At 72.0% G+C, this 22,810-nt stretch carries 15 protein-coding genes; 7 read left to right on the top strand and 8 right to left on the bottom strand.

Translation table 11 applies throughout. From position 1 onward, the window contains the following. Nucleotides 1-16: 16 nt before the first annotated feature. The 3 genes from IH09_RS13320 to IH09_RS13310 all read right to left on the bottom strand — a co-directional run bounded on the left by IH09_RS13320 (nt 17) and on the right by IH09_RS13310 (nt 6,194). Nucleotides 17-3,739 carry a nitrate reductase subunit alpha gene (locus IH09_RS13320; RefSeq protein ID WP_404827258.1) on the bottom strand — a complete coding sequence of 1,241 codons (3,723 nt, stop codon included), beginning with the start codon at nt 3,737-3,739 and terminating at the stop codon, nt 17-19. 278 nt (nt 3,740-4,017) lie between these two features. Next, nucleotides 4,018-5,415, bottom strand: coding sequence for a sensor histidine kinase (locus tag IH09_RS13315; protein WP_052856404.1), 1,398 nt, complete (start codon nt 5,413-5,415; stop codon nt 4,018-4,020). Further along, on the bottom strand, nt 5,412-6,194 hold the full coding sequence (locus IH09_RS13310) for a response regulator transcription factor (RefSeq protein WP_205379690.1): 783 nt from the start codon (nt 6,192-6,194) through the stop codon (nt 5,412-5,414). The genes IH09_RS13315 and IH09_RS13310 overlap by 4 nt, the downstream gene beginning before the upstream one ends. Before the next feature lie 63 nt (nt 6,195-6,257). Here IH09_RS13310 and IH09_RS13305 point away from each other — a divergent pair, with 63 nt between their 5' ends. Further along, complete coding sequence (locus tag IH09_RS13305) at nt 6,258-7,424, top strand: UDP-N-acetylglucosamine--N-acetylmuramyl-(pentapeptide) pyrophosphoryl-undecaprenol N-acetylglucosamine transferase (RefSeq protein ID WP_052856550.1); 1,167 nt, start codon at nt 6,258-6,260, stop codon at nt 7,422-7,424. 14 nt (nt 7,425-7,438) lie between these two features. Beyond that, entirely contained in the window at nt 7,439-8,443 is a 1,005-nt protein-coding gene (locus IH09_RS13300) for a GDP-mannose 4,6-dehydratase (RefSeq protein WP_052856549.1), read from the top strand. Nucleotides 8,444-8,465: 22 nt separating this feature from the next. Here IH09_RS13300 and IH09_RS13295 read toward each other — a convergent pair whose 3' ends face one another. Continuing rightward, nucleotides 8,466-9,101 carry a TetR/AcrR family transcriptional regulator gene (locus IH09_RS13295; RefSeq protein ID WP_052856403.1) on the bottom strand — a complete coding sequence of 212 codons (636 nt, stop codon included), beginning with the start codon at nt 9,099-9,101 and terminating at the stop codon, nt 8,466-8,468. 330 nt (nt 9,102-9,431) lie between these two features. Here IH09_RS13295 and IH09_RS13290 point away from each other — a divergent pair, with 330 nt between their 5' ends. The 4 genes from IH09_RS13290 to IH09_RS13275 all read left to right on the top strand — a co-directional run bounded on the left by IH09_RS13290 (nt 9,432) and on the right by IH09_RS13275 (nt 13,937). Continuing rightward, a complete protein-coding gene (locus IH09_RS13290; protein WP_052856402.1) occupies nt 9,432-10,400 on the top strand; it encodes a tetratricopeptide repeat protein in 969 nt (322 codons plus the stop codon). 598 nt (nt 10,401-10,998) lie between these two features. Then, nucleotides 10,999-11,613 carry a DUF6230 family protein gene (locus tag IH09_RS13285; RefSeq protein ID WP_052856401.1) on the top strand — a complete coding sequence of 205 codons (615 nt, stop codon included), beginning with the start codon at nt 10,999-11,001 and terminating at the stop codon, nt 11,611-11,613. Between the two features lie 250 nt (nt 11,614-11,863). Continuing rightward, nucleotides 11,864-12,436, top strand: a complete 573-nt coding sequence (locus IH09_RS13280) for a DUF6114 domain-containing protein (RefSeq protein WP_052856400.1) — start codon at nt 11,864-11,866, stop codon at nt 12,434-12,436. Further along, nucleotides 12,426-13,937 carry a hypothetical protein gene (locus IH09_RS13275; RefSeq protein ID WP_052856399.1) on the top strand — a complete coding sequence of 504 codons (1,512 nt, stop codon included), beginning with the start codon at nt 12,426-12,428 and terminating at the stop codon, nt 13,935-13,937. The genes IH09_RS13280 and IH09_RS13275 overlap by 11 nt, the downstream gene beginning before the upstream one ends. A gap of 85 nt (nt 13,938-14,022) precedes the next feature. Here the strand turns inward: IH09_RS13275 and pyk are convergent, their stop codons facing one another. The 3 genes from pyk to pta form a co-directional block, all read right to left on the bottom strand. Then, a complete protein-coding gene (pyk, locus tag IH09_RS13270) occupies nt 14,023-15,447 on the bottom strand; it encodes a pyruvate kinase (RefSeq protein ID WP_052856398.1) in 1,425 nt (474 codons plus the stop codon). 61 nt (nt 15,448-15,508) lie between these two features. Further along, the gene (locus IH09_RS13265; RefSeq protein ID WP_052856548.1) at nt 15,509-16,720 is read right to left on the bottom strand and encodes an acetate kinase; all 1,212 of its coding nucleotides are present in this window, start codon (nt 16,718-16,720) and stop codon (nt 15,509-15,511) included. A 46-nt stretch (nt 16,721-16,766) separates the two neighbouring features. Next, nucleotides 16,767-18,890, bottom strand: a complete 2,124-nt coding sequence (pta, locus tag IH09_RS13260) for a phosphate acetyltransferase (protein WP_052856397.1) — start codon at nt 18,888-18,890, stop codon at nt 16,767-16,769. A gap of 218 nt (nt 18,891-19,108) precedes the next feature. On the opposite strand from pta, the gene IH09_RS13255 reads away from it, so the two are divergent. Then, a complete protein-coding gene (locus tag IH09_RS13255) occupies nt 19,109-20,134 on the top strand; it encodes an ATP-dependent 6-phosphofructokinase (RefSeq protein WP_052856396.1) in 1,026 nt (341 codons plus the stop codon). Between the two features lie 99 nt (nt 20,135-20,233). Here IH09_RS13255 and IH09_RS13250 read toward each other — a convergent pair whose 3' ends face one another. After that, nucleotides 20,234-22,807, bottom strand: a complete 2,574-nt coding sequence (locus tag IH09_RS13250) for an ABC transporter permease (protein WP_052856395.1) — start codon at nt 22,805-22,807, stop codon at nt 20,234-20,236. Nucleotides 22,808-22,810: the final 3 nt, after the last annotated feature.

Genomic DNA, 22,810 nt, shown 5'->3' with positions numbered 1-22,810 from the left:
TCAGTACTCCATGGTGCTAGTAGGACACGTTCTGGGAGCGGCGGCGGATGACGGTGACGGCGTCGCGCTGGTTGCCGGTCGGGCCGTAGTAGTTGGGGGCGAACGACAACTGGCCGTAGCCGCCGATGAGATGGGTGGGTTTGATCAGGAGTTTGGTCAGCGCGTTGTGGACGCCGCCGCGCCGGCCGGTCGCCTGTGACCTGGGCACGTTCACCAGGCGTTCCTGTACGTGGTACATGAACACGGTGCCGGCCGGCATGCGGTGCGAGACGACGGCGCGGGCGACGACCACGCCGTTGGCGTTGACCGCCTCGATCCAGTCGTTGTCCGCGGCCCCGATGGACCCGGCGTCGGCCACGCTCATCCAGATGACCGGCCCGCCGCGGGCCAGGGTCTGCATGAGCAGGTTCTCCTGGTACTCGGAGTGGATGGACCACTTCGAGTGCGGGGTGACGTACCGGACGGTCACCGTGCGTTCGCCGTCCGGGCCGCCGGTGGCCCCGGGGCCGCTCTCGCCGAGCGCGGCCAGGTCCAACGGCGGCCGGTAGACGGGCAGTTGCTCGCCGAGTTCGGCCATCCAGTCGTGGTCGAGGTAGAAGTGCTGGCGGCCGGTGAGGGTGTGCCAGGGCTTGTGGTGCTCGGTGTTGACGGTGAACGGCGAGTAGCGGCGGTCGGTGGCCTCCTTGCCGGACCACTCGAAGCTGGTGGAGACCTGTACGGGCCGCTCCTGGGTATCGGAGAAGACCACCCGCCGCTCGGCCACCGACTCGCCCAGCGCCGCCAGGCCGCTGCCGGGGCCGCACCGTTCGGCGAGGCGGGCGAACCCCTCCGCGGCGAGCCGCCCGTTGGTGGTGCCGGACAGCGCGAGGATCGCCTCGCAGAACTTCACGTCCGTGTCCAGCAGCGGCCGCCCGGCGGCCGGGCCGCGGGTGGCGGTGCCGCAGCGGGCCGCCAGCCAGCGGCTCTCCGCGACGGGGTGGACGGTGAGCCCCTTGACGGTCATCCCGTCGCGCTCCGGCAGCGGCCCCAGGGCGGCGAGCTTGCCGGCGATGGCCGTGTAGTCGCGCTCCACCACCGTGCACGGGGGCAGGTTGCCGCCTGGTACGGCCGGGGCGCCGGCCCGCCAGTCGGGGACGGTGCCGCCGGGCTGAGCCGTCTCGCCGGGGGTGTCGTGCTGGAGGGCGGTGGCCACCAGGTCGTACGCCACGTCCAGGCGCCCCTCGGCCAGTTCGCCGAGCCGGGCGGCCAGCCCGTGGAAGATCTCGAAGTCGGTGCGGGCCTGCCAGGGCGGGTCGATCGCCGGGGTGAAGGCGTGGACGTAGGGGTGCATGTCCGTACTGGAGAGATCGTGCTTCTCGTACCAGGTGGCGGCGGGCAGGACGAGGTCGGCGAAGAGCGTCGTGGACGTCATCCGGAAGTCGACGGCGAGCAGCAGGTCGAGCTTGCCGCGCGGCGCCTCGTCGTGCCAGGTCAGCTCGTCCGGCCGGTCGGCGGGCGGCGCCTCCGCCGCGCTCGCGTTGTCCTGTGCGCCGAGCAGATGCCGCAGGAAGTACTCGTTGCCCTTCGCGGAGGAGCCGATGAGGTTGGCGCGCCAGACGGTCAGCACCCGCGGCCAGTTGCCCGGCGCGTCCGGGTCCTCGCAGGCGAAGTCCAGCCGCCCGGCCGCCAGTTCGTCCGCGACCCAGGCGCCGGGTTCGCGGCCGGCCGCGCGGACCCGGGCGCCCAGGTCGAGCGGGTTGGCGGCGAACGTGGGATAGGAGGGCAGCCAGCCCAGCCGGGCGGACTGGGCGACCAGGTCGGCGGTGTGCCGGCCGGTGAAGAGGCCGCGTCCGGTGGGCGCGGCCAGCACGTCCGCCCGGTAACTCTCGTAGCGCCACTGGTCGGTGTGCAGATACCAGTACGGGGTGCCGGCCATCTGCCGGGAGGGGCGCACCCAGTCGGCGGCCGTCGCCAGCTGCTGCCAGCCGGCGTACGGGCGGACCTTCTCCTGGCCGACGTAGTGCGCCCAGCCGCCGCCGTTGACGCCCTGGCAGCCGGTCAGCAGGAGCAGCGTCAGAAAGGCCCGGTAGATGGTGTCGGAGTGGAACCAGTGGTTGGTGCCCGCCCCCATCACGATCATGGACCGGCCGCGGGTCTGCTCCGCGTTCCGGGCGAACTCCCGCGCGATCCGGATCACCTGGGCGGCCGGTACGGAGGTGATCTCCTCCTGCCAGGCCGGGGTGCACGGCCAGGTGGCGTCGTCGTACCCCGTCGGCCAGTCGCCGGTGAGCCCCTCGCGGTGCACGCCGTAGGTGGTGAGCAGCAGGTCGAAGACGGTGGTCACCAGGCGCCCGCCGATCTCGCGGACCGGCACCGTACGGCGTACCGTGCCGCCGGGCCGGTCGAAGCGGGGCAGGACCACCTCCGCGGTGGCACCGCCGGCGCCGTGGAAGGTGAGTTCGGGCACGAGGTCACCGAGGTCCAGGTTCCAGCGGCCCTTGCCGCTCTCGGACCAGCGCTCGCCCAGCGTCCCGGGGGGAACCGCCGGGCGGCCCGTGGCGGCGTCGAAGACCATGGGCCGCCAGTGGTCCGCCTCCTCGCCCGCGCCGGCGCGCCCGGCCGGGCCCGGATCCGCGGCGGTGACGAACTTCCCGGGCGTGTGACCGCCGTCCGCCCGCTCGTCGAGCGCGACCAGGAACGGCAGATCGGTGAAGCGCCGGACGTAGTCGGTGAAGTAGGGCACCTGCCGGCGGACGAAGAACTCGGTGAGGATGACCTGCCCCATCGCCATCGCCAGGGCGCCGTCGGTCCCCGGGTGCGGGTGCAGCCACTGGTCGGCGAACTTCGTGGCGTCCGCGTAGTCGGGGGAGACCACCACCACCTTCTGCCCCCGGTAGCGGGCCTCGGCCATCCAGTGCGCGTCCGGCGTCCGGGTCACCGGCACGTTGGAGCCCCACAGCACCAGATACGCCGCGTCCCACCAGTCGCCGGACTCCGGCACATCGGTCTGGTCGCCGAAGACCTGCGGAGAGGCGATCGGCAGGTCCGCGTACCAGTCGTAGAAGGAGAGCATCGGCGCGCCGATGAGGGACATGAAGCGGGAGCCGACCGCCTGCGAGGCCATCGACATCGCGGGGATCGGCGAGAAGCCCGCGATCCGGTCCGGTCCGTACTCCTGGAGGGTGTGCACATGCGCGGCGGCGGCGATCTCCAGCGCCTCCGGCCAGTCGATCCGCACCAGTCCGCCCTTGCCGCGCGCGGACTGGTAGCGCCGTCGCCGGACGGGATCGGTGGTGATCTCCGCCCAGGCCGCCACCGGGTCGCCCAGTCGCTGCCTGGCCTCGCGGTACATCTCGACGAGCACCCCGCGGGCGTGCGGGTGGCGCACCCGGGTCGGCGAGTAGGTGTACCAGGAGAACGACGCCCCGCGCGGGCAGCCCCGCGGTTCGTACTCGGGACGGTCGGGCCCCACGGACGGGTAGTCGGTCTGCTGCGTCTCCCAGGTGATCAGCCCGTCCTTGACGAACACCTTCCAGGAACAGGACCCGGTGCAGTTCACCCCGTGTGTGGACCGGACGACCTTGTCGTGCGCCCAGCGCTCCCGGTACGGCGCGTCGTTGACGCGCTGGTCGGCGCGGTAGACGGCGCGCAGGTCCGGGGTGGTCGTCGTGCGTCGCAGTATCCGGCCGGCTCTCAGGAGTTGCTCGGTGGCTGCGGCGGCGGCCCGTTCGGCTTCCCTGCGCGCTCTGCGATGCACCACGGCGGTCGGCTCTCTGTGAGGTGGAGTCCTGTATCGCCCTCACTGTGGCCTCGCCGCGCTCCCCGCACGCGCGCCGTTACGGACAGTTGCACATCTCGTGCACGGAGCTTTCATTGCCCTTTGCAATAATTGTGCCTGGCCCTAACGTGCCCGATATGCGTACGAAGTGAGGGCACATCACGCGACAAACCGGGGCGCCGGCCGCCGGCGGTGTTCCTATGCCGGAGGTGTGGTCCGGAGTCGTATGCGTCGGCCCGGCGCCCCCGACGGCCACCGGGTCACGGCACCGGGAGGCGGAGGCGGAAGAGGGAGCCGCCGCCGGGCGGCGCCTCCGCGGTGAGGTCGGCGCCGTGGGCGTGGGCGATCTGGCGGGCCATGGCCAGGCCCAGGCCCGAACCGGGCAGGGCGCGGGCCGCGTCGGCGCGGTAGAAGCGGTCGAAGACGTGCGGGAGATCGGCGGCCGCGATACCGGGGCCGTGGTCGCGGACGGTCAGCTCCAGGGCGCCGCCCACGGCGGTCAGGGCGGTCTCCACGGGGCCGCCGGGCGGGGAGAACTTCGCCGCGTTGTCGAGAAGGTTGGAGAGTAGCCGGGTCAGCCGCGACGGGACGCCGGGGAGCAGGGCGTCGGCCGCGGCGGGGTCGATGCGGGTGGTGAAGGCGATTTCCGGCCAGTGCTCGCGGGCCGTGCGCACCGCGTGCTCCAGCAGGCCGGCCGGGCGGACCTGCTCCACCAGCGGCTGCGGCTCCTCGTCCCGGGCGAGCTCGATCAGGTCGTTGACGAGGGTGGTCACCTCGCGCAGCTGGCGGCCCAGCGCGGCGGCGGCGCGGTCGCGCTGCGCCGCGGTCAACCGGTCGGCGCGGGCGAGCAGTTCGGCGTTGGTCCGCAGCGCGGTCAGCGGGGTGCGCAGCTCGTGGGAGGCGTCCGCGACCAGGCGGCGCTGGGCGGTGACCGACTGCTCCAGCTCGCCGAGCATGGTGTTGAAGCTGGCGGCGAGCCGGGTGACCTCGTCCTCGCGGCCCGGCGGCCCGGCGGGCAGTTCGATGCGGTGCCGGGCGTCGCGGGTGGCCGCGATCCGCTCGGCGGTGGCGGTCAGCCGGGCGACCGGCGCCAGACCGCTGCGCGAGACCCAGTAGCCGAGCGCGGCGGCCAGCAGCACGCCCGCGCCGCCGACCGCCGCCAGCGCCCCGGCGGCCTGCCGCACCCCCCGCTGCACGGTGTCGGAGCGCAGCGCGACCTGGAGCGCCTCGTCCTTGTGCGGCAGGCGGGTGGTGTACATCCGCACCGGCTGCCCGGCGACCGTCAGCGCGCTGTAGTACGCCGCGCGCCGCCCGTCCGCGACCTGCCGGGTGGCGTCGGTGACCGGCATCGCGTACGCCTTGCCCGGATCCCTGGCCGGATCGGACGGCACGATCTGGACGCAGGGCACGGCCTGGTAGCGGCAGTTCGTATCGCCCGCGCTCGGTCCCCAGTCGCGGCTGCGCTGGGTGACCTCGGCGGCCGTCTGGGCGAGGTTGAGGTCCAGCTGGCGGGTCATCTGGTAGCGGATGACGACGAACGCGGCGGCGCAGACACCGACGGCGACCAGCGCCACCGCCGCGGAGGTGGCGAGCGCCAGCCGGGTGCGCAGCGGCCGGCGGCGGCGCCAGCGGGCGCCCAGACCGCGCCGGCCGCTCACGCCCGGTCCAGGCGGTAGCCCACGCCGTGCACGGTGTGCACCAGCCGGGACTCGCCGCCGGCCTCCAGCTTGCGGCGCAGATAACCGATGTAGACGGCGAGGGAGTTGGAGTCCGGACCGAAGTCGCGGCCCCAGACCCGCTCCAGGATCACCTCGCGCGGCATCACCTGCCCCGGGTGCAGCAGCAGCAGTTCGAGCAGCGCCCATTCGGTACGGCTGAACTCCAGCGGCCGGCCCGCCCGGTGGCCGGTGCGGGTCAGCGGATCGACGACCAGATCGGCGAAGGTGAGCCGGGTGTCGTCGGCGCCGGCGGCCGAGGCGCGGCGCAGCAGCGCCCGGACCCGGGCGACCAGTTCGTCCAGCGCGAACGGCTTGACGAGGTAGTCGTCGGCCCCGGCGTCCAGCCCGTCCACCCGCTCGCTGACCGAGTCCAGCGCGGTCAGCACGAGGATCGGCGTACGGTCGTCCAGCGCGCGCAGCCGGCGGCAGACCGCGAGCCCGTCCAGGACCGGCATCAGCACGTCCAGGACGATCGCGTCCGGCTGCCAGGCGGCGACCTCGGAGAGGGCCGCGAGCCCGTCGGCGGCGCCCCGTACCGCGTAGCCCTCGACGCCGAGTCCGTCCTCGACGGCGGCGCGTACCTCGGGTTCGTCGTCGACGACGAGGATCCGCGCCGGGGGCGGGGCGGGGGAGGGCGCCGGCGGGCGGGCGGGGCCCGCAGGCCCGGACGGCACGGGGGGCCCGGAGGGCTCGGAGGGCGAGGATGGCTCGGGTGACATGGACACAGGCTGCCAAACGCTGCTCTTAGAAGCCTCTTAGGACATTTCGCGAGCGTGGCGGCCATGCGCACACCACTCTCTGTCGTGATCGGTGCGGGCGGCACCGGTGGCCACATCTATCCCGGACTCGCCCTCGCCGACGCGCTCCGCCGGGCCGAGCCGGACGCGGTGATCTCCTTCGTGGGGACCGAGCGCGGGCTGGAGACGCGGCTCATCCCTGAAGCCGGATACCGGCTGCACACCGTCGACATGATCCCGTTCGACCCCTCGCTGGGCGCCAAGCGCTATCTGCTGCCGGCCGCGCTGCTGCGGGCGGGCGCCCAGTGCCGCGCCATCCTCAAGGCGCAGGGCGCCCAGGTCGCGGTCGGTATGGGCGGCTATCCGAGCGCGCCGGTCATCGTCGGGGCGCGGCTGGCCGGACTGCCGAGCCTGGTCCACGAGTCCAACGCGGTGCCCGGCCGGGCCAACAAGTTCGCGGCCCGGCTCACCCCGCACCTGGCGCTCGCCTTCGACCGCAGCCGGACGCACCTGGTCGGCGGCGAGCACGCCGAGACCGTCGGGATGCCGCTGGTCGGGCCGCTCGCCCGGCTGGACCGTACGGCGCTGCGGGCCACCGCGCGGCGGACCCTGGGCATCCCGGAGGGGGCCCGGCTGCTGCTGGTCAACGGCGGGAGCCTGGGCGCGGCCCGGCTCACCGCGGCCTCGGTGGGGCTGGCGGCCCGCTACCGCTCCCGGACCGATCTGCGGCTGCTCATCAAGACCGGCCCGGCGGCGCTGGCGGAGACCCGGGAACTGCTGGCGGCGAACGGCGGGGCGGCCGTGGCCGAGGCGGTGCCGTACCTGGACCGGATGGATCTGGCGTACGCGGCCGCCGACCTGGTCGTGTGCCGGGCCGGTTCGGCGACCGTCGCGGAGCTGGCCACCATCGGGATGCCCGCCGTCCTGGTGCCGTACCCGCACGCGCCCGGCGACCACCAGACACATAACGCGCGGGTGCTCTCCGACGCCGGGGCGGCGCTGCTGCTGCCGGACGCGGAGACCACCGCGGAGCGGCTGGCCGCGCTCGTCGACCCGCTGCTCGCCGACCCGGACCGGCTCGCGGCGATGGGCGCCGCCGCCGACCCGGGCACCCACGCCCAGGCCGCCGACCTGCTGGCCGCCAGGGCCCGCGCACTGGCCGGCCGCCCCCATCCGCACCACCCCACCACGCACCTGAAGGAGTCAGCATGAGCAACGGAGTCAGCATGAGCAGCGGTACGCGGCAGTGGCGGGGCCGCAAGGTCCTGGTGACCGGCGCCGAGGGGTTCATCGGCTCGGCCCTCGTCGATCTGCTGGTCGAGCGGGGCGCCGAGGTGCGCGCCTTCGTGCACTACAAGCCGTACGCCGAGAAGGGCAACCTCGCCCGCTACCTGGTGCCGGACAGCCCCGTCGAGATGATCTCCGGGGATGTGCGGGACGCCGGCCGGGTGATGGACGCCGTCGCCGGCTGCGACACCGTCTTCCACCTGGCGGCGCTGATCGGCATCCCGTACAGCTACGACTCGCCCGGCGCGTATGTGCAGACGAACGTGGTCGGCACCGAGAACATCGCGGAGGCGTGCCGGCGGCACGCCGTGCGGCGGCTGGTGCACACCTCCACCAGTGAGGTCTACGGGACCGCGCTGACCGCACCGATAGCAGAGGACCATCCGCTCCAGCCGCAGTCGCCGTACTCCGCGTCGAAGATCGGCGCCGACATGATGGCGCTCTCGCACTGGCACGCGTTCGAGCTGCCGGTGACGGTCGTCCGGCCCTTCAACACCTACGGCCCCCGGCAGTCGGCGCGCGCCGTGATCCCCACGATCCTGGCCCAGCTGCACTCCGGTGCCCGCCGGCTCAAGCTCGGCTCGCTCACCCCCACCCGCGATTTCACCTTCGTCACGGACACCGCGGCCGGTTTCCTGGCGATGGCCGACTGCGACCGGGCGCTGGGGCAGGTCGTCAACCTCGGCAGCGGCCGGGAGATCAGCATCGGCGCGCTCGCCCAGGCGCTGATCGAAGCCTCCGGCAGCACGGCGGAGGTGGAGGTGGACCCCGCGCGGCTGCGGCCCTCGGGCAGCGAGGTCGAGCGGCTGCTGTCGGACAACTCCCGGGCGCGCGAATGGGCTTCGTGGGAGCCGCGGGTGTCGCTGACGGAGGGACTGGCGCGGACCTCGGAGTGGGTGGCCGGGAATCTGCACCTGTTCCGCGCGGACCGCTACCAGGTGTGAGCCGCGGCCCGGCCGGGCCCGCTCAGTCCAGGCCGCCCAGGCCTTGGAGGAGCACCGTCGAGAGCCGGTGGGCCCATTCCGCGTCCACCGGCTCCGCGGTGACCAGGGTGCGGTGCACGATCGCCCCCGCGATCAGGTCGAAGATCAGGCCCGCGGTGCGCGCGGCGGCCAGGGCGCCCTCGGGTCCCGGGACGTCCGGCGGGAGTTCGCCGCGCTGCTGGGCGCGCTCGCGGCCGAGGACCACCAGCCGCTTCTGGCGGTCGACGATCGCCGACCGGATCCGCTCGCGCAGCGCGTCGTCGGTGGTGGACTCGGCGACCACGGCCATCAGCGCCGTCTTGGTCTCGGGCCGCGCGAGCAGCGCGCCGAACTGCCGCACCACGCCCTCGATATCGGCCTGGAGGCAGCCGAGGTCGGGGAGTTCGAGTTCGTCGAAGAGGACGGCGACGGCGTCCACGACCAGCTCGTTCTTGTTGGCCCAGCGGCGGTAGAGGGTCGTCTTGGCGACGCCGGCGCGGGCCGCGACATCGCCCATGGTGAGCTTTCCCCAGCCCAGGTCGACGAGCGCGGCGCGGGTCGCGTCGAGGATCGCGCGGTCGGCCGCGGCGCTGCGCGGGCGGCCGGGGCGGCCCTTGGGGGAACTGGCGGAGTGCGGCATGCGGGCGACCCTACCGGCCGGTAGGCAACCGGGTGGCGCAACGGGTGAGGCAGATCACGGGACGGGTCGCCGGAGGGGGGTTGCCCCGTGAGGGTGACGGCGAGTTACGCTACGACCCGTAGCGTAAGAGTGATGACCACTTGGCCTTGGGTGGGGACCTGCGGCCGTGCAGGACTCCCGCAACTCGGGCGCTGCGCCTCGGTGTACGCCGCCATCCCGGCGCGGCGTACGCGGTCGGGCGCGGAGCTCACCGGCAGGTCAGCGGCGCTGTCCGGCCGGATTGTGCGCACCGCTTTCCGGAACGGCCCGCCCAGGGGGGAGGATGGACCCATGCAGCCACGCAATATGTCCATGAGCGGAGTCGTCGATCTTGCCGCGGTGAAGGCGGCCGGCGATGCGAAGCAGAAGGCGGAGCAGGCCCGCGCCGAGGCGGCCCGCACCGGCGCGGCGCCGGTGAGCGGCACCGCCCTGGTCTTCGAGGTCGATGAGGCAGGGTTCCAGCAGGAGGTCCTCCAGCGCTCCAACGAGGTCCCGGTCGTCGTCGTCTTCTGGGCCGAGTGGTGCCAGCCGTGCAAGCAGCTGGCCCCGGTGATGGAGCGCCTCGCGGAGGAGTACGCCGGCAAGTTCGTGGTGGCCAGGATCGATGTCGACGCCAGCCCGATGCTCGCCCAGCAGTTCGGGGTGCAGGGCGTCCCGGCGGTCTTCGCGGTCGTCGCGGGCCAGCCCATCCCGCTCTTCCAGGGCGCGGCCCCGCAGTCCCAGATCAAGCAGGTGCTCGACCAGCTGGTGCAGGCCGCCGAGCAGCAGTTCGGCATCGTCGGCGCGCCGGTCGAGGCGGCGGGCGATGCCGAGGAGCAGCCGGTCGCCGAGGAGCCGGCCGGTCCGTACGACGCATTGCTGGAGGCCGCGAACCAGGCGCTGGACTCCGGCGATCTGGGCGGTGCCATCCAGGCGTATCAGAACGTGCTCTCCGACGACCCGGCCAACCCGGAGGCCAAGCTCGGCCTCGCGCAGGCCGAACTCCTGCGCCGGGTACAGGATCTGGACCCGCAGGCGGTCCGCAAGGAGGCCGCCGAGCAGCCGGCCGATGTGGCGGCGCAGATCCGTGCCGCCGACCTCGATCTGGTCGGCGGACATGTCGAGGACGCCTTCGCCCGCCTGGTCGACGCGGTGCGGCGGACGGCCGGTGACGACCGGGAGACCGCGCGGCTGCGGCTGCTGGAGCTCTTCGAGGTGATCGGCGCGGACGATCCGCGGGTGATCTCGGCGCGTACGGCGCTGGCCCGCGTGCTGTTCTGAGCCGCTGGCCTTCTTCCCTCCACCCGTCCCGGGACCCCTTTCGGCAAACGGAACAGCGGCCACGCTTTACCAAATCTTGGTGAAGCGTGGCCGCTGTTACTTGGAGTAAGTCCAGCGCATTGCTTTGCGGCCCTCTGTCCGCAATTACCCGATCTGCCGTCGCGATCTGCGACGACCCTGTGTACCCGGGCGATATCAGTCGGCCACGGTTCGGTTATCCAGCCGTTACTCGCAAGTAATGAACCCCTTGTGCGGCGGCCCCGAATGCACCACGATCGGCCACGCTCGGTCCATTCCCGCAGCCCGTCATCCGGTCGGCGCCGCGGGGTACTTGGGTCCCCACCGAGTGGCCGGCGGCAGTGGCGCCGGCCGTGGACAGGGGGGTCTCTGCCCTACCCGGCAGGGCCTGTCCAGGAGGTTGCGCGAGAGCGTGGCCAGTGGTTGTCGCTCGGGGGTGATCGCCGGTGTTCGGAACGCGCTCCGCCTCCGAGGACGGGCGCTCTCCTTCCCGAGGACGTAGCACTTCTCCCATCCCAGGTGCGGCCGCCCAACCGCGGCGGCCGGTACCGGAGATGTACGTCCGAGAAGGAGGAAAGTCATGGAGTCCCAGGCTCGTGGCGGGACCAGATGGAAGCGGTTCGCCGTCGTCATGGTGCCGAGTATCGCGGCGACCGCCGCGATCGGCGTCGCGATCTCGCAGGGTGCGCTCGCCGCGTCGTTCGCTGTGTCCGGCCAGCAGTTCAAGGTCACTACGGACCAGCTGAAGGGCGATGGCTTCGTGCAGTACGGAGCCATCGACGTGCAGAAGGACGGTACGAGGGTGCCGGTGGCGGTCTCGGGGTTCTCAAGCGCCGAGATCACGAACCTGTGCCAGTCGGTGGTCGTACCGGTGCCGCTGTTCGGCGATGTCTCGCTGAAGCTGTCGGCGGGCGGGGGTGACAAGCCGGTCGTGGCGAAGAACCTGTACATCGACCTCGACCAGCTGAAGGCGGACGCGACCTTCAAGAACATCAACATCGGTGTTGCTGCGGGTTCGACGTCCAACCCCGGTATGCACGCGGGTGATATGGCGGACAAGGGCTCCTTCGCCCAGGAAGCCGAGAAGGCCGTGCTGACCGGCGTAGAGCAGCGTGCCTGGGCCACCACGGCCGGCACGTTCAAGCTCAGCGGTCTGAAGATGAGCGTCGCCAAGGGCAAGAACGAGTGCTACTGACGCGCTGAGCGTGCGGGCACGGGGTGAGAGCTGTCCGGGGAGGCCCGGCGCACCTCGTGCCCCGTGCCCGTATGCCGGTGGCGCCACCATCACGCACTCCAGCTCAGAACCATGGATTTGCCAGTCCCGAGGAGCTGTACGACATGAGTGAGCGTCGTGTGGGGATCACCCCGGCCGGAGGCTGGGGGAGAGTCATTGACAGGTGCGCGCGGTGTGCAGGCGGGCCCGCCGACCGTAGGGAGGCTGGCGCATGAGCGCCGATACGCGACCCCGGCTGATCGAGACCGGTGGCCGGATGCGGATGTCGTTCCGGGAGTGGCGCGGACACCGCCCGTTCTGGGGCGGGCTGCTGACACTGCTGTCCGGCATACCGATCATGTACATCCCCTACGCGAACCTCACGATCGGTTCCCTGACCTTCAGCCTGGCGACCACCGCCGGGGCCGGTTCGCTGATCATCGGCGTGCTGCTGGTCGTGCTCGGGCTGACCTTGTGGTTCCAGCCCGCCTCGCGGGTCTTCGCGGGGGTGGCGGCGATTCTGCTCTCCCTGGTCTCCCTGGTCATCTCGAACTTCGGCGGCCTGGTGATCGGCTTCCTGCTGGGGCTGATCGGCGGTGCGCTGGGGGTCTCCTGGGCGCCGGGGAAGGCGTCCGCCGAGGACAGGGGCGAGGCCGGTGAACCGGCCCGGCCGGCGGGCGGCGGACCGGGGGGCGGCGCGGAGCCCGTGACGGCCGCCGCGGGTCCGGGGGCGGGCAAGGCATCGGACGGTCCGGCGGGGGCGAGCCCGGCCGACGGAACGAACGGGGGGCACCGTGCCGGGTGACGAGCGGCGAGCGGAGAACGCGGCCGGCGGGGCGCGGAGCGGGCCCCGGCACGCGGCCCCCAGGAAACCGCTGCTGACCCGGCTGCACATGCCCGCGGGCAAGGCGATAGCGATCGCCGCGATGCCGACCGCCGTACTGATGGGCATCGGCATCACGCCCCAGCTGGCCATCGCCAAGCCGGTGCCCGAGAGCCCGTTCAAGGACGGCCCGTGTGTGACCGCTCCGGACCAGCACGAGCAGGAAGCACAGCAGGCGGCCAAGGACGCGAAGGCCGCGAAGGACGCCAAGGACGCGAAGGCGGCCAAGGAGGCCAAGGACTCCAAGGACGCGAAGGAGAAGGCCGCCGGGGAGCAGGCCACCAAGGACGCCGCGGACGCCCGGGACGGCCAGGGCACGGCGGACCCGGACCCGGCCGGTCGGGGCGGCGGGGCCGACGGCCGGGGCGGTACATCGTCGGGTGGCGCGGTCCCGCCGGCCGGATCGTCCGCGGCCAAGGGGGGCGGCGCGCCGTCGTCCCCCGCCGGTACGCCGGCCCCCGGGCCGTCCGCCGGTGCCTCGCCCACCGCGTCCGCGGACGGGGAGAACCCCTGGTACGACCCGCTGGGCCTGGGCAAGAAGATCCACGACGCCTTGCACCCCGGCGAGGGGAAGGCGGCCGGGGATCCGGCCTCGTCCGGCGCCACATCGTCCGGCGCTCCCACACCGTCCGCCTCCACGGGCACGGACGGCGGTACGGACAAGGACAGCGGTGCGGGCCGGACGAAGGACGCCGGAGCACCGACGGCCGGCAAGGCGGCCACCGGGCCGGGCGCGGACACGGCGGGCGGGTCCGGCGGCCCGGCGGACACCGGCGGTGCGGCGGACAAGGACAAGGCCGGGGACGGCAAGGACGCCGACGGCGAGAACGCCGACGGCAAGGCCGCTGATGGCAAGGACACCGACGGCAAGGACACCGCGACCGCGACGCCGTCCGCACCGTTGCCGAGCGGCAGCGCGGACGCGCCGGACGCGGACGGGAAGAAGCCGTTCCCGTGCGTCACCGAGAAGAAGTCCGCCGGTACGGACGAGCAGGCCCCGGCCACCGTCCCGAACGATCCCTGGCAGCTGGAGTCCAGCGCCCTCACGCTGAGCGGTCTGGACTACAAGGGCGTCGTCAACCTCACGATGCCGAACGGCCGGACCAAGCAGGCCCTGAAGTTCACCGCCACCAGCGTGGACATCGGCGATCTGCACCAGATCGTGGCCGGCCCGGAAGGGCGGAAGTACCACGTCCAGGCCGCCAAGGGCTCGACGTCGACGATCCGCGGCGGCACCGTCACGATGTACACCGAGCGCCTGGAGGGCAACCTCTTCGGGCTGATCCCCATCGTCTTCGACCCCGAGCACCCGCCGCCCATCAACATCCCCTTCGCCTACTTCACCAAGGTGAAGATCACGCAGGCGGGCCAGTTCGGCGGCGATCTGACGGTGCCGGGGATGCGTCAGTCCATCACCGGCTGACGGCGCCGCGACGTACCGAACGGCCGTGGCCGCCACCCCTGTCGGAGGGTGGCGGCCACGGCCGTTCGCTGCGGGACCGGGTGGGTCAGCTCTGGCCGCCCAGGTGGTGCACGCGGACCATGTTGGTGGTGCCGGGGATGCCGGGGGGCGAACCGGCGGTGATGATCATGGTGTCGCCCTGGTTGTAGCGGTGCAGCTTGAGCAGTTCGGCGTCGACCAGGTCGACCATCTCGTCGGTGTTGTCGACGTGCGGTACGACGAAGGTCTCGACACCCCAGCTGAGGGCCAGCTGGGCGCGGGTGGCCGGGTCGGTGGTGAAGGCCAGGATCGGCTGGCAGGCGCGGTAGCGCGACAGCCGGCGGGCGGTGTCACCGGACTTGGTGAAGGCGACCAGCGCCTTGCCGTCCAGGAAGTCGGCCATCTCGCAGGCCGCGCGGGCCACCGCGCCGCCCTGGGTGCGCGGCTTCTTGCCGGGCACCAGCGGCTGGAGGCCCTTGGAGAGCAGCTCCTCCTCGGCCGCCTCGACGATCTTCGACATCGTCTTGACGGTCTCGATCGGGTAGGCGCCGACCGAGGACTCCGCGGAGAGCATGACCGCGTCGGCGCCGTCGAGGATGGCGTTGGCGACGTCGGACGCCTCGGCGCGGGTCGGCCGGGAGTTGGTGATCATCGACTCCATCATCTGGGTCGCGACGATCACCGGCTTGGCGTTCCGGCGGCACATCTCCACCAGGCGCTTCTGCACCATCGGGACCTTCTCCAGCGGGTACTCCACCGCCAGGTCGCCACGGGCCACCATGATCGCGTCGAAGGCCATCACGACCTCCGCCATGTTGGCGACCGCCTGCGGCTTCTCGACCTTGGCGATGACCGGCACCCGGCGGCCGACCTCGTCCATCACCCGGTGCACGTCCTGGACGTCCTTGGCGTCCCGGACGAAGGAGAGCGCGACCATGTCGCAGCCCATGTTCAGGGAGAACTTGAGGTCCTCGATGTCCTTCTCGGACAGCGCCGGGACGTTCACCGCCGCGCCGGGCAGGTTGATGCCCTTGTGGTCGGAGATGACACCGCCCTCGATGACGATGGTCCGCACCCGCGGACCGTCGACCTCGACGACCTGGAGCGCGACGTTGCCGTCGTTGATCAGGACCGGGTCGCCCTTGGAGACGTCACCGGGCAGGCCCTTGTAGGTCGTGCCGCAGATGGTCCGGTCACCGGGGACGTCCTCGGTGGTGATGACGAACTCGTCGCCGCGCACGAGCTCGACCGGGCCCTCGGCGAAGGTCTCCAGGCGGATCTTGGGGCCCTGGAGGTCGGCCAGCACGCCGACGGCGCGGCCGGTCTCCTCGGCCGCCTTGCGGACGCGGTGGTACCGCTCCTCGTGCTCCGAGTGGCTCCCGTGGCTCATGTTGAATCGGGCCACGTTCATACCGGCCTCGATCAGCGTCTTCAGCTGGTCGTAGGAGTCGACGGCGGGGCCCAGGGTGCAGACGATTTTGGAACGGCGCATGGGCTGAATCCTATCGGTTTGTTTCGGGGCGGAATATTCCAGCTGGGGGAAACACCAAGTTCTAGGCGTTGACCAGGGCGTATGTCTGCTGGGCGATCTCCAGCTCCTCGTCGGTGGGGACGACGGCGACCGCAACCCTGGAGTATTCGGGCGAGATCAGCCGGGGTGCGTCGGACAGTACGGCGTTGAGTCCGGCGTCGACGGCCAGGCCCAGCTCCTCCAGACCGGCGATGGCGGCCTCGCGCACCGGGGCGGCGTTCTCGCCGACGCCCGCGGTGAAGGCCACCGCGTCGACGTGGCCGAGCACCGCCGTGTAGGCGCCGATGTACTTCTTCAGCCGGTGTATGTAGATGTCGAACGCCAGCTGGGCGCGCTCGTCACCCTCCTCGATCCGGCGCCGGATCTCGCGCATGTCGTTGTCGCCGCAGAGCCCGAGCAGACCGCTCTTCTTGTTGAGCAGCACGTCGATCTCGTCGGCGGACATCCCGGCCACCCGCTTGAGATGGAAGGTCACCGCGGGGTCGATGTCACCGGAGCGGGTGCCCATGACCAGGCCCTCCAGCGGGGTGAGCCCCATCGAGGTGTCCATGCAGCGGCCGCCGGCCACCGCGGACGCCGAGGCGCCGTTGCCCAGGTGCAGCACGATGACGTTGGTCTCGGCGGGGTCCTTGCCCAGCAGCGCCGCGGTCTGGCGGGAGACATAGGCGTGCGAGGTGCCGTGGAAGCCGTAGCGGCGGATGCGGTGCGCGTCGGCGGTCGCCACGTCGATGGCGTAGCGGGCCGCGTACTCCGGCATCGTGGTGTGGAACGCGGTGTCGAAGACCGCGACCTGCGGCAGGTCGGGGCGGAGCGCCTGCGCGGTCCTGATGCCGGTGATGTTCGCCGGGTTGTGCAGCGGTGCGACCGGCACCAGCCGCTCGATCTCGGCCAGCACCGCGTCGTCGATGACGGTCGGCACGGTGAACTTCAGACCGCCGTGCACCACCCGGTGGCCGATCGCGGCCAGCTCGGGGGAGTCGAGGCCGAGACCGTCCGCGGCCAGCTCGGTGGCGACGGCCTTCAGCGCGGCCTCGTGGTCGGCTATCGGCCCCTCGTGCTCGCGCTTGGCGCCGCCGGACACCAGCGGGGTGTGGGACAGGCGGGAGGTCTCCTCACCGATCCGTTCGACCAGGCCGAGGGCGAGCCGGGTGCCGTCGGTCATGTCGAGGAGCTGGTACTTCACCGACGAGGAGCCGGAGTTGAGGACGAGAACGCGGGAGGCGTGGGAGGTCATGGAGGGCTTTCCGGTGGGTTCGGGGGCGGACACGGGGCGGCCGGAGTCAGCCGGCGGCGGGCTGGGCGCCGGGCTGGGCACCCTGTGCCTGAATGGCGGTGATGGCCACCGTGTTGACGATGTCCTGGACCAGGGCACCGCGCGAGAGGTCGTTGACCGGCTTGCGCAGGCCCTGGAGCACCGGGCCGACGGCGATCGCGCCGGCCGAGCGCTGCACGGCCTTGTAGGTGTTGTTGCCGGTGTTGAGGTCCGGGAAGATCAGCACGGTGGCCTTGCCCGCGACATCGGATCCGGGGAGTTTGGTCTGCGCGACCGCCGCGTCCACCGCCGCGTCGTACTGGATCGGGCCCTCGACCAGCAGGTCGGGGCGGAGCGCGCGGACCAGCTCGGTGGCCTTGCGGACCTTGTCGACGTCCGCGCCGGAGCCGGAGGTACCGGTGGAGTACGACAGCATCGCGATCCGCGGCTCGACGCCGAACTGGGCGGCGGTGGCGGCCGACTGGATGGCGATATCGGCGAGCTGCTCGGCGTTCGGGTCCGGGTTGACCGCGCAGTCGCCGTAGACCAGGACCCGGTCGGCCAGGCACATGAAGAAGACCGAGGAGACGATCTGGGCGGGCGCCCCGGCTGCCGTGCCGGGCGCCGCCCCCCGGGTCTTGATGATCTCGAAGGCGGGCCGGATGGTGGCGGCGGTGGAGTGCACCGCGCCGGAGACCATGCCGTCGGCCAGGCCCTCCTGGACCATCAGGGTGCCGAAGTACGAGACGTCCGCGACGATGTCGTAGGCCAGCTCGTAGCTGACGCCCTTGTGGGCGCGGAGCTCCGCGTACAGCTCGGCGAACCGCTCGCGCAGTTCGGAGGTCTGCGGGTCGATGATCTGCGCGTCCGCCAGGTCGATGGCGAGGTCCGCGGCGCGCTTGCGGATCGCCTCCTCCTCGCCCAGCAGCGTCAGATCGCAGACGTCGCGGCGCAGCAGCACATCGGCGGCGCGCAGGACGCGCTCCTCGCCGCCCTCGGGCAGCACGACCCGGCGGCGGCCGGCCCGGGACCGTTCGATCAGCTCGTGTTCGAACATCATCGGGGTGACGCGGCCGGAGCGGGCGACGGAGATGCGGTTCGTCAGCTCCGCGGTGTCCACATGCCGCTCGAAGAGGCCGAGCGCGGTCTCCGCCTTGCGCGGGGAGGCGGCGTTCAGTTTGCCCTCGATGGCGAAGAGTTCGGCGGCGGTCGGGAAGGAGCCGCCGGGCACCGAGATGACCGGGGTGCCGGGGGCGAGCCGGCCGGCCAGCGCCATGATGTCGGGGCCCGGCCGTTCGTCGAGGGTGAGCACCACACCGGCGATCGGCGGGGCGCCGGCGCTGTGCGCGGCGAGCGAACCGACGACCAGGTCGGCCCGGTCCCCGGGGGTCACCACGAGGCAGCCGGGGGTCAGCGCTCGGAGGAAGGTCGGCAGCATGGCGCCGCCGAAGACGAAGTTCCGGGCGTCGCGGGCGAGCCCGGACTCGTCGCCGAGGAGCACCTCGGCGCCGAGGCTGTGCACGATCTGGCCGACGGTCGGGGCGGAGAGCGAACCGTCCTCGGGGAGTACGTAGCAGGGCACCGGCAGGCGGGCCGAGAGCCGCTCGGCGACGGCCGTGCGCAGGGCGGGATCGACCCGGTTGACGACCAGGGCGACCACGTCGCAGCCCAGCGAGTCGTAGGCGCGGTAGGCGTTGCGGGCCTCGGCGCGTACGGACTCGGCCTCCTGGCCCTGGCCGCCGACGACGGCCAGCACCGCGGCGCCGAACTCGTTGGCGAGCCGGGCGTTGAGGTTCAGCTCGTCCGGCAGGCTGGTGGCCGCGTAGTCCGAGCCGAGCACCAGCACGTACTCGTAGTCCCTGGCCACCTGGTGGAAGCGGTCGACGAGCCGGGAGACCAGTTCGTCGGTGCCGCGCTCCGCCTGGAGCGTGCCGGCTTCCTCGTAACTCATGCCGTAGACGGACTCGGCGGTCTGCGTGAGCCGGTAGCGTGCCCGTAGAAGATCGAACAACCGGTCGGGTCCGTCGTGGACCAGCGGGCGGAAGACTCCGACCCGGTCTACATGGCGAGTCAGGAGTTCCATCACTCCCAGCTCGATGACCTGGCGGCCGTCGCCGCGGTCGATACCGGTCACATACACGCTGCGTGTCACGCGTGCTCTCCGATCCATTCGGTTGCTCGCAAGGTCAAATTACCCGTTATGGTGAGCTTGCCCCTCTTGACAATACCTGCGCGGGTGGATAAGTCACTCTCCCAGTTCGCGCGGAGGAACAAGGGGGACGGCCCCGGTGTGAGGGCGGGGTCCGCCGGCCCATGAAACAATCGGACTGGCTCACAAGAACCAACAGCGAGCACAGGAGACACAGCACGATGCGTATCGGAGTCCTCACCGCAGGCGGCGACTGCCCTGGCCTGAATGCTGTGATCCGGTCTGTTGTCCATCGAGCCCTCACCGGCCACAACGACGAGGTCATAGGTTTCGAGGACGGCTTCAAGGGCCTCCTCGACGGGCGCTTCCGCAAGCTCGACCTGGACGCGGTCAGCGGCATCCTCGCCCGCGGCGGCACCATCCTCGGCTCGGCCCGGCTGGAGCGCGACCGGCTGCGTGAGGCGTGCGACAACGCCAAGGACCTCTCCCAGGAGTACGGGATCGACGTCCTGATCCCGATCGGCGGCGAGGGCACGCTCACCGCGGCCCGGATGCTGTCGGACGCCGGGATGCCGGTCGTCGGCGTCCCGAAGACCATCGACAACGACATCTCCTCCACCGACCGCACCTTCGGCTTCGATACCGCCGTCGGGGTGGCGACGGAGGCCATCGACCGCCTCAAGACCACCGCCGAATCGCATCAGCGGGTCATGGTCGTCGAGGTCATGGGCCGGCACGCGGGCTGGATCGCGCTGGAGTCCGGGATGGCCGGCGGCGCCCACGGCATCTGCCTGCCCGAGCGCCCCTTCGATGTGAACGACCTGGTCAGGATGGTCGAGGAGCGGTTCGCCCGCGGTAAGAAGTTCGCCGTCGTCTGCGTCGCCGAGGGCGCGCACCCGGCCGCGGAGACCATGGACTACGAGAAGGGCGCGATCGACCAGTTCGGTCACGAGCGCTTCTCGGGCATCGGCAACCACCTCGCCGTCGAGCTGGAGAAGCGCCTGGGCAAGGAGGCCCGCCCGGTCATCCTCGGCCACGTCCAGCGCGGCGGCACCCCCACCGCCTACGACCGGGTGCTCGCCACCCGCTTCGGCTGGCACGCCGTCGAGGCCGCGCACCGCGGTGACTTCGGCAGGATGACCTCGCTGCGCGGCACGGACATCACGATGGTGCCGCTGGCCGACGCGGTCACCGAGCTCAAGACCGTGCCCGCGAGCCGGATGGACGAGGCCGAGTCGGTCTTCTGAGCCCCGGCTCCGCCCCCCGCGGCACACACCGCGCATCACCACCACGGCGGCGCGCCTCCCCTCGGCCGAGGGAAGGCGCGCCGCCGTGCGTCGTGCGGATCACTGCGCGCCGATCGCCTCCAGCATGTTCAGCCGGGCGGCCCGGCGGGCCGGCCAGAGCGCGGCCAGTACGCCCACGACCAGCGCGATCAGCAGGAACAGCCCGAGCCGTCCCCAGGGCAGCACCATCTCGTACGTCGGGAAGGCCGAGCCGGTCAGCTGGCCGCCGGACCAGGCGAGGAAGATGCCCACGCCCATGCCGAGCACCGCCCCGAACAGCGAGATGACCACCGACTCCAGCCGGACCATCTGCTTGATGCCGCTGCGGGCCAGTCCGATCGCCCGCAGCATCCCGATCTCGCGGGTCCGCTCGAAGACCGACATGGCCAGGGTGTTGACGACACCGACCACCGCGATGACCAGGGCCATGGCCAGCAGCCCCAGGACCATGTTCATGATCGTGTCGATCTCCCCGGCGGCCTCCCGGCTCAGATCGGCGTGGCTCTGGACCTTCAGCAGCGGACTGTCGCCGAGCGCGTGCCGGATCTCCTCGGCGATCTTCTCGGAGCCGCCGCCGTCGGCCTTCACCAGCAGTTCGTCGTTCTTGGGCCGCGGCAGGTGCGGGTCCACCAGTGACATATCGGCGAAGGACGTACCGATCACCTGGTTGTCCCGGTAGACCGCGGCGACCTTCAGCTTGGTCTGCTTGCCCGCGTCGGACGGCTTGTCGCTGAACTCCACCGTGACCTGGTCACCGGCCTTCCAGTGGTGCTCCGCGGCCTCCTTCTCCGAGACGGCGATACCGCCGGCCCGGACCGCGTCCAGCGAGCCCTGGGTGAAGTCCAGCGCGGTGACGGCCGGGAGCTGCGCGAGGTCGGTGCCGGTCAGGCGGCCGAAGCCGTCGCCGGCCTTGAAGAACGTCCCGCGCAGCGGCACCATCGCCCGCACACCCGGCACCTGCGCCACCTTCTTGGACAGCTCGGGGTCCAGACCGGTCATGACGCTGCCGGCCGTGACCTTGTAGTCGGCCGTCAGACCGGTCGCCGCCATCTTGTCCATGCCCCGCTGCGCCGACTCCCCGACGACCGTCATACCGGTGATCAGGGTGAGCCCGATCATCAGCGACGACGCGGTCGCGGCGGTGCGGCGCGGATTGCGCAGCGCGTTCTCCTTGGCCAGCTTGCCGCTGATGCCGAAGAGCCGGGTGGTGACAAGGCCGGCCAGCGAGACCAGCGGACGGGAGAGCAGCGGCGCAAGGATGATCATGCCGACCAGCGTCAGCATCGAGCCGGCCATGGCGAGCAGCAGATTGTTCTCGTCGGCGACGTCGAAGGTGGAGAGGTAGAGCATCACCGCCACGCCGACGCCGGTGACGAGCAGTCCGAGGGAGTTGCGCAGGACCAGGCTGCGCGGTGCGAGGGGCGCCTCGACGGTGTTCAGCGCCTCCACCGGGGCGATCTTCGCGGCCTTGCGGGACGGCAGCCAGGCGGCCAGTACGGTCACCACGACACCCACCGCCAGCGTGTAGAGCACCGTGGTCGGCTTGACGACGACCGGGCCGTCCGGGAAGTGCGCGCCGTTGGCGTCGAGCACCGCCCGCAGGCCCACCGCGATACCGGCGCCCAGCGCGAAGCCGACGGCGGACGAGAGGAGCCCCAGCAGCCCCGCCTCGGCCAGCACCGAGCGGACGACCTGCCGGCGCGAGGCGCCGATCGCCCGCATCAGCGCGATCTCGCGGCTGCGCTGGGAGATCAGCATGGTGAAGGTGTTGGCGATGAGGAAGACGCCGACGAACAGGGCGATACCGGCGAAGGTCAGCAGGGTCTTGCTCATCGCGCTGTTCTGCGCGGTGACCATCTTGGCCTGCTGGGCGGCGAGTTCGGCACCGCTGGTCGCCGTGGCACGGTCCTTGGGCAGCAGCGCCCGGACCTGCGCGGTCAGCGCCTGCTGGTCGGTGCCGGGGTGCGTCGTCACCACCAGCTCGCTGAACTGGCCGGGGTGCAGATACAGCCGCTGCGCGGTGGCGGTGTCGAAGAGCGCCAGACTGCCGCCCGCGATCACCTGCCGGTCGTCGGTGGAGACGATGCCGACCAGCTTCTTCGTCAGCACCGGGCCGTCGGTGGCGAACCGCACCGTGTCGCCGATCCGGTAGCCGGCGGCCTTCGCGGTGGCCTCGGCCAGCGCCAGCTCGTCCGCGGCGGCGGGCCCCCGGCCCTGCACCAGCGGATAGCGGTCGTCCCGGCCGTCCGTGCCCGGCAGGTAGTTGACGGCGCGGTTGCGCCAGTCCTCGCCGACCGGCCGGCCGTCCTTGCCGGCGAGGGTCGCCGGTCCGGTGACGTCGGACCGCACGTTCGCCACACCGGGCAGGGCGCGGATGCGGGCGGCCAGTTTCTCGTCGAGGGCGGTGGTCCGTTTGCCGTCCGCGCTCTCGTCGTCGGTGCCGGTCCGGACGGTCTCGACCGAGACGGCCACGTCCTTGAGGTTCCTGGTGGAGGCGTTCTTGGCGGCCTCGCCGATGGTGTCGCTGAAGATGAGGGTGCCGGCGACGAAGGCGGTGCCCAGCAGGACCGCGAGCGCGGTCATCATCAGGCGGGCCTTGTGCGCGAGGACATTGCGCAGAGCGGTACGCAGCATGGT

Source organism: Streptomyces celluloflavus (assembly GCA_000720995.1).
In the GTDB taxonomy this organism is placed as follows: Bacteria; Actinomycetota; Actinomycetes; order Streptomycetales; family Streptomycetaceae; genus Streptomyces; species Streptomyces celluloflavus.
Note: the sequence above shows the minus strand (reverse complement) of the source record. Positions and strands in the feature narration are given on the sequence as shown.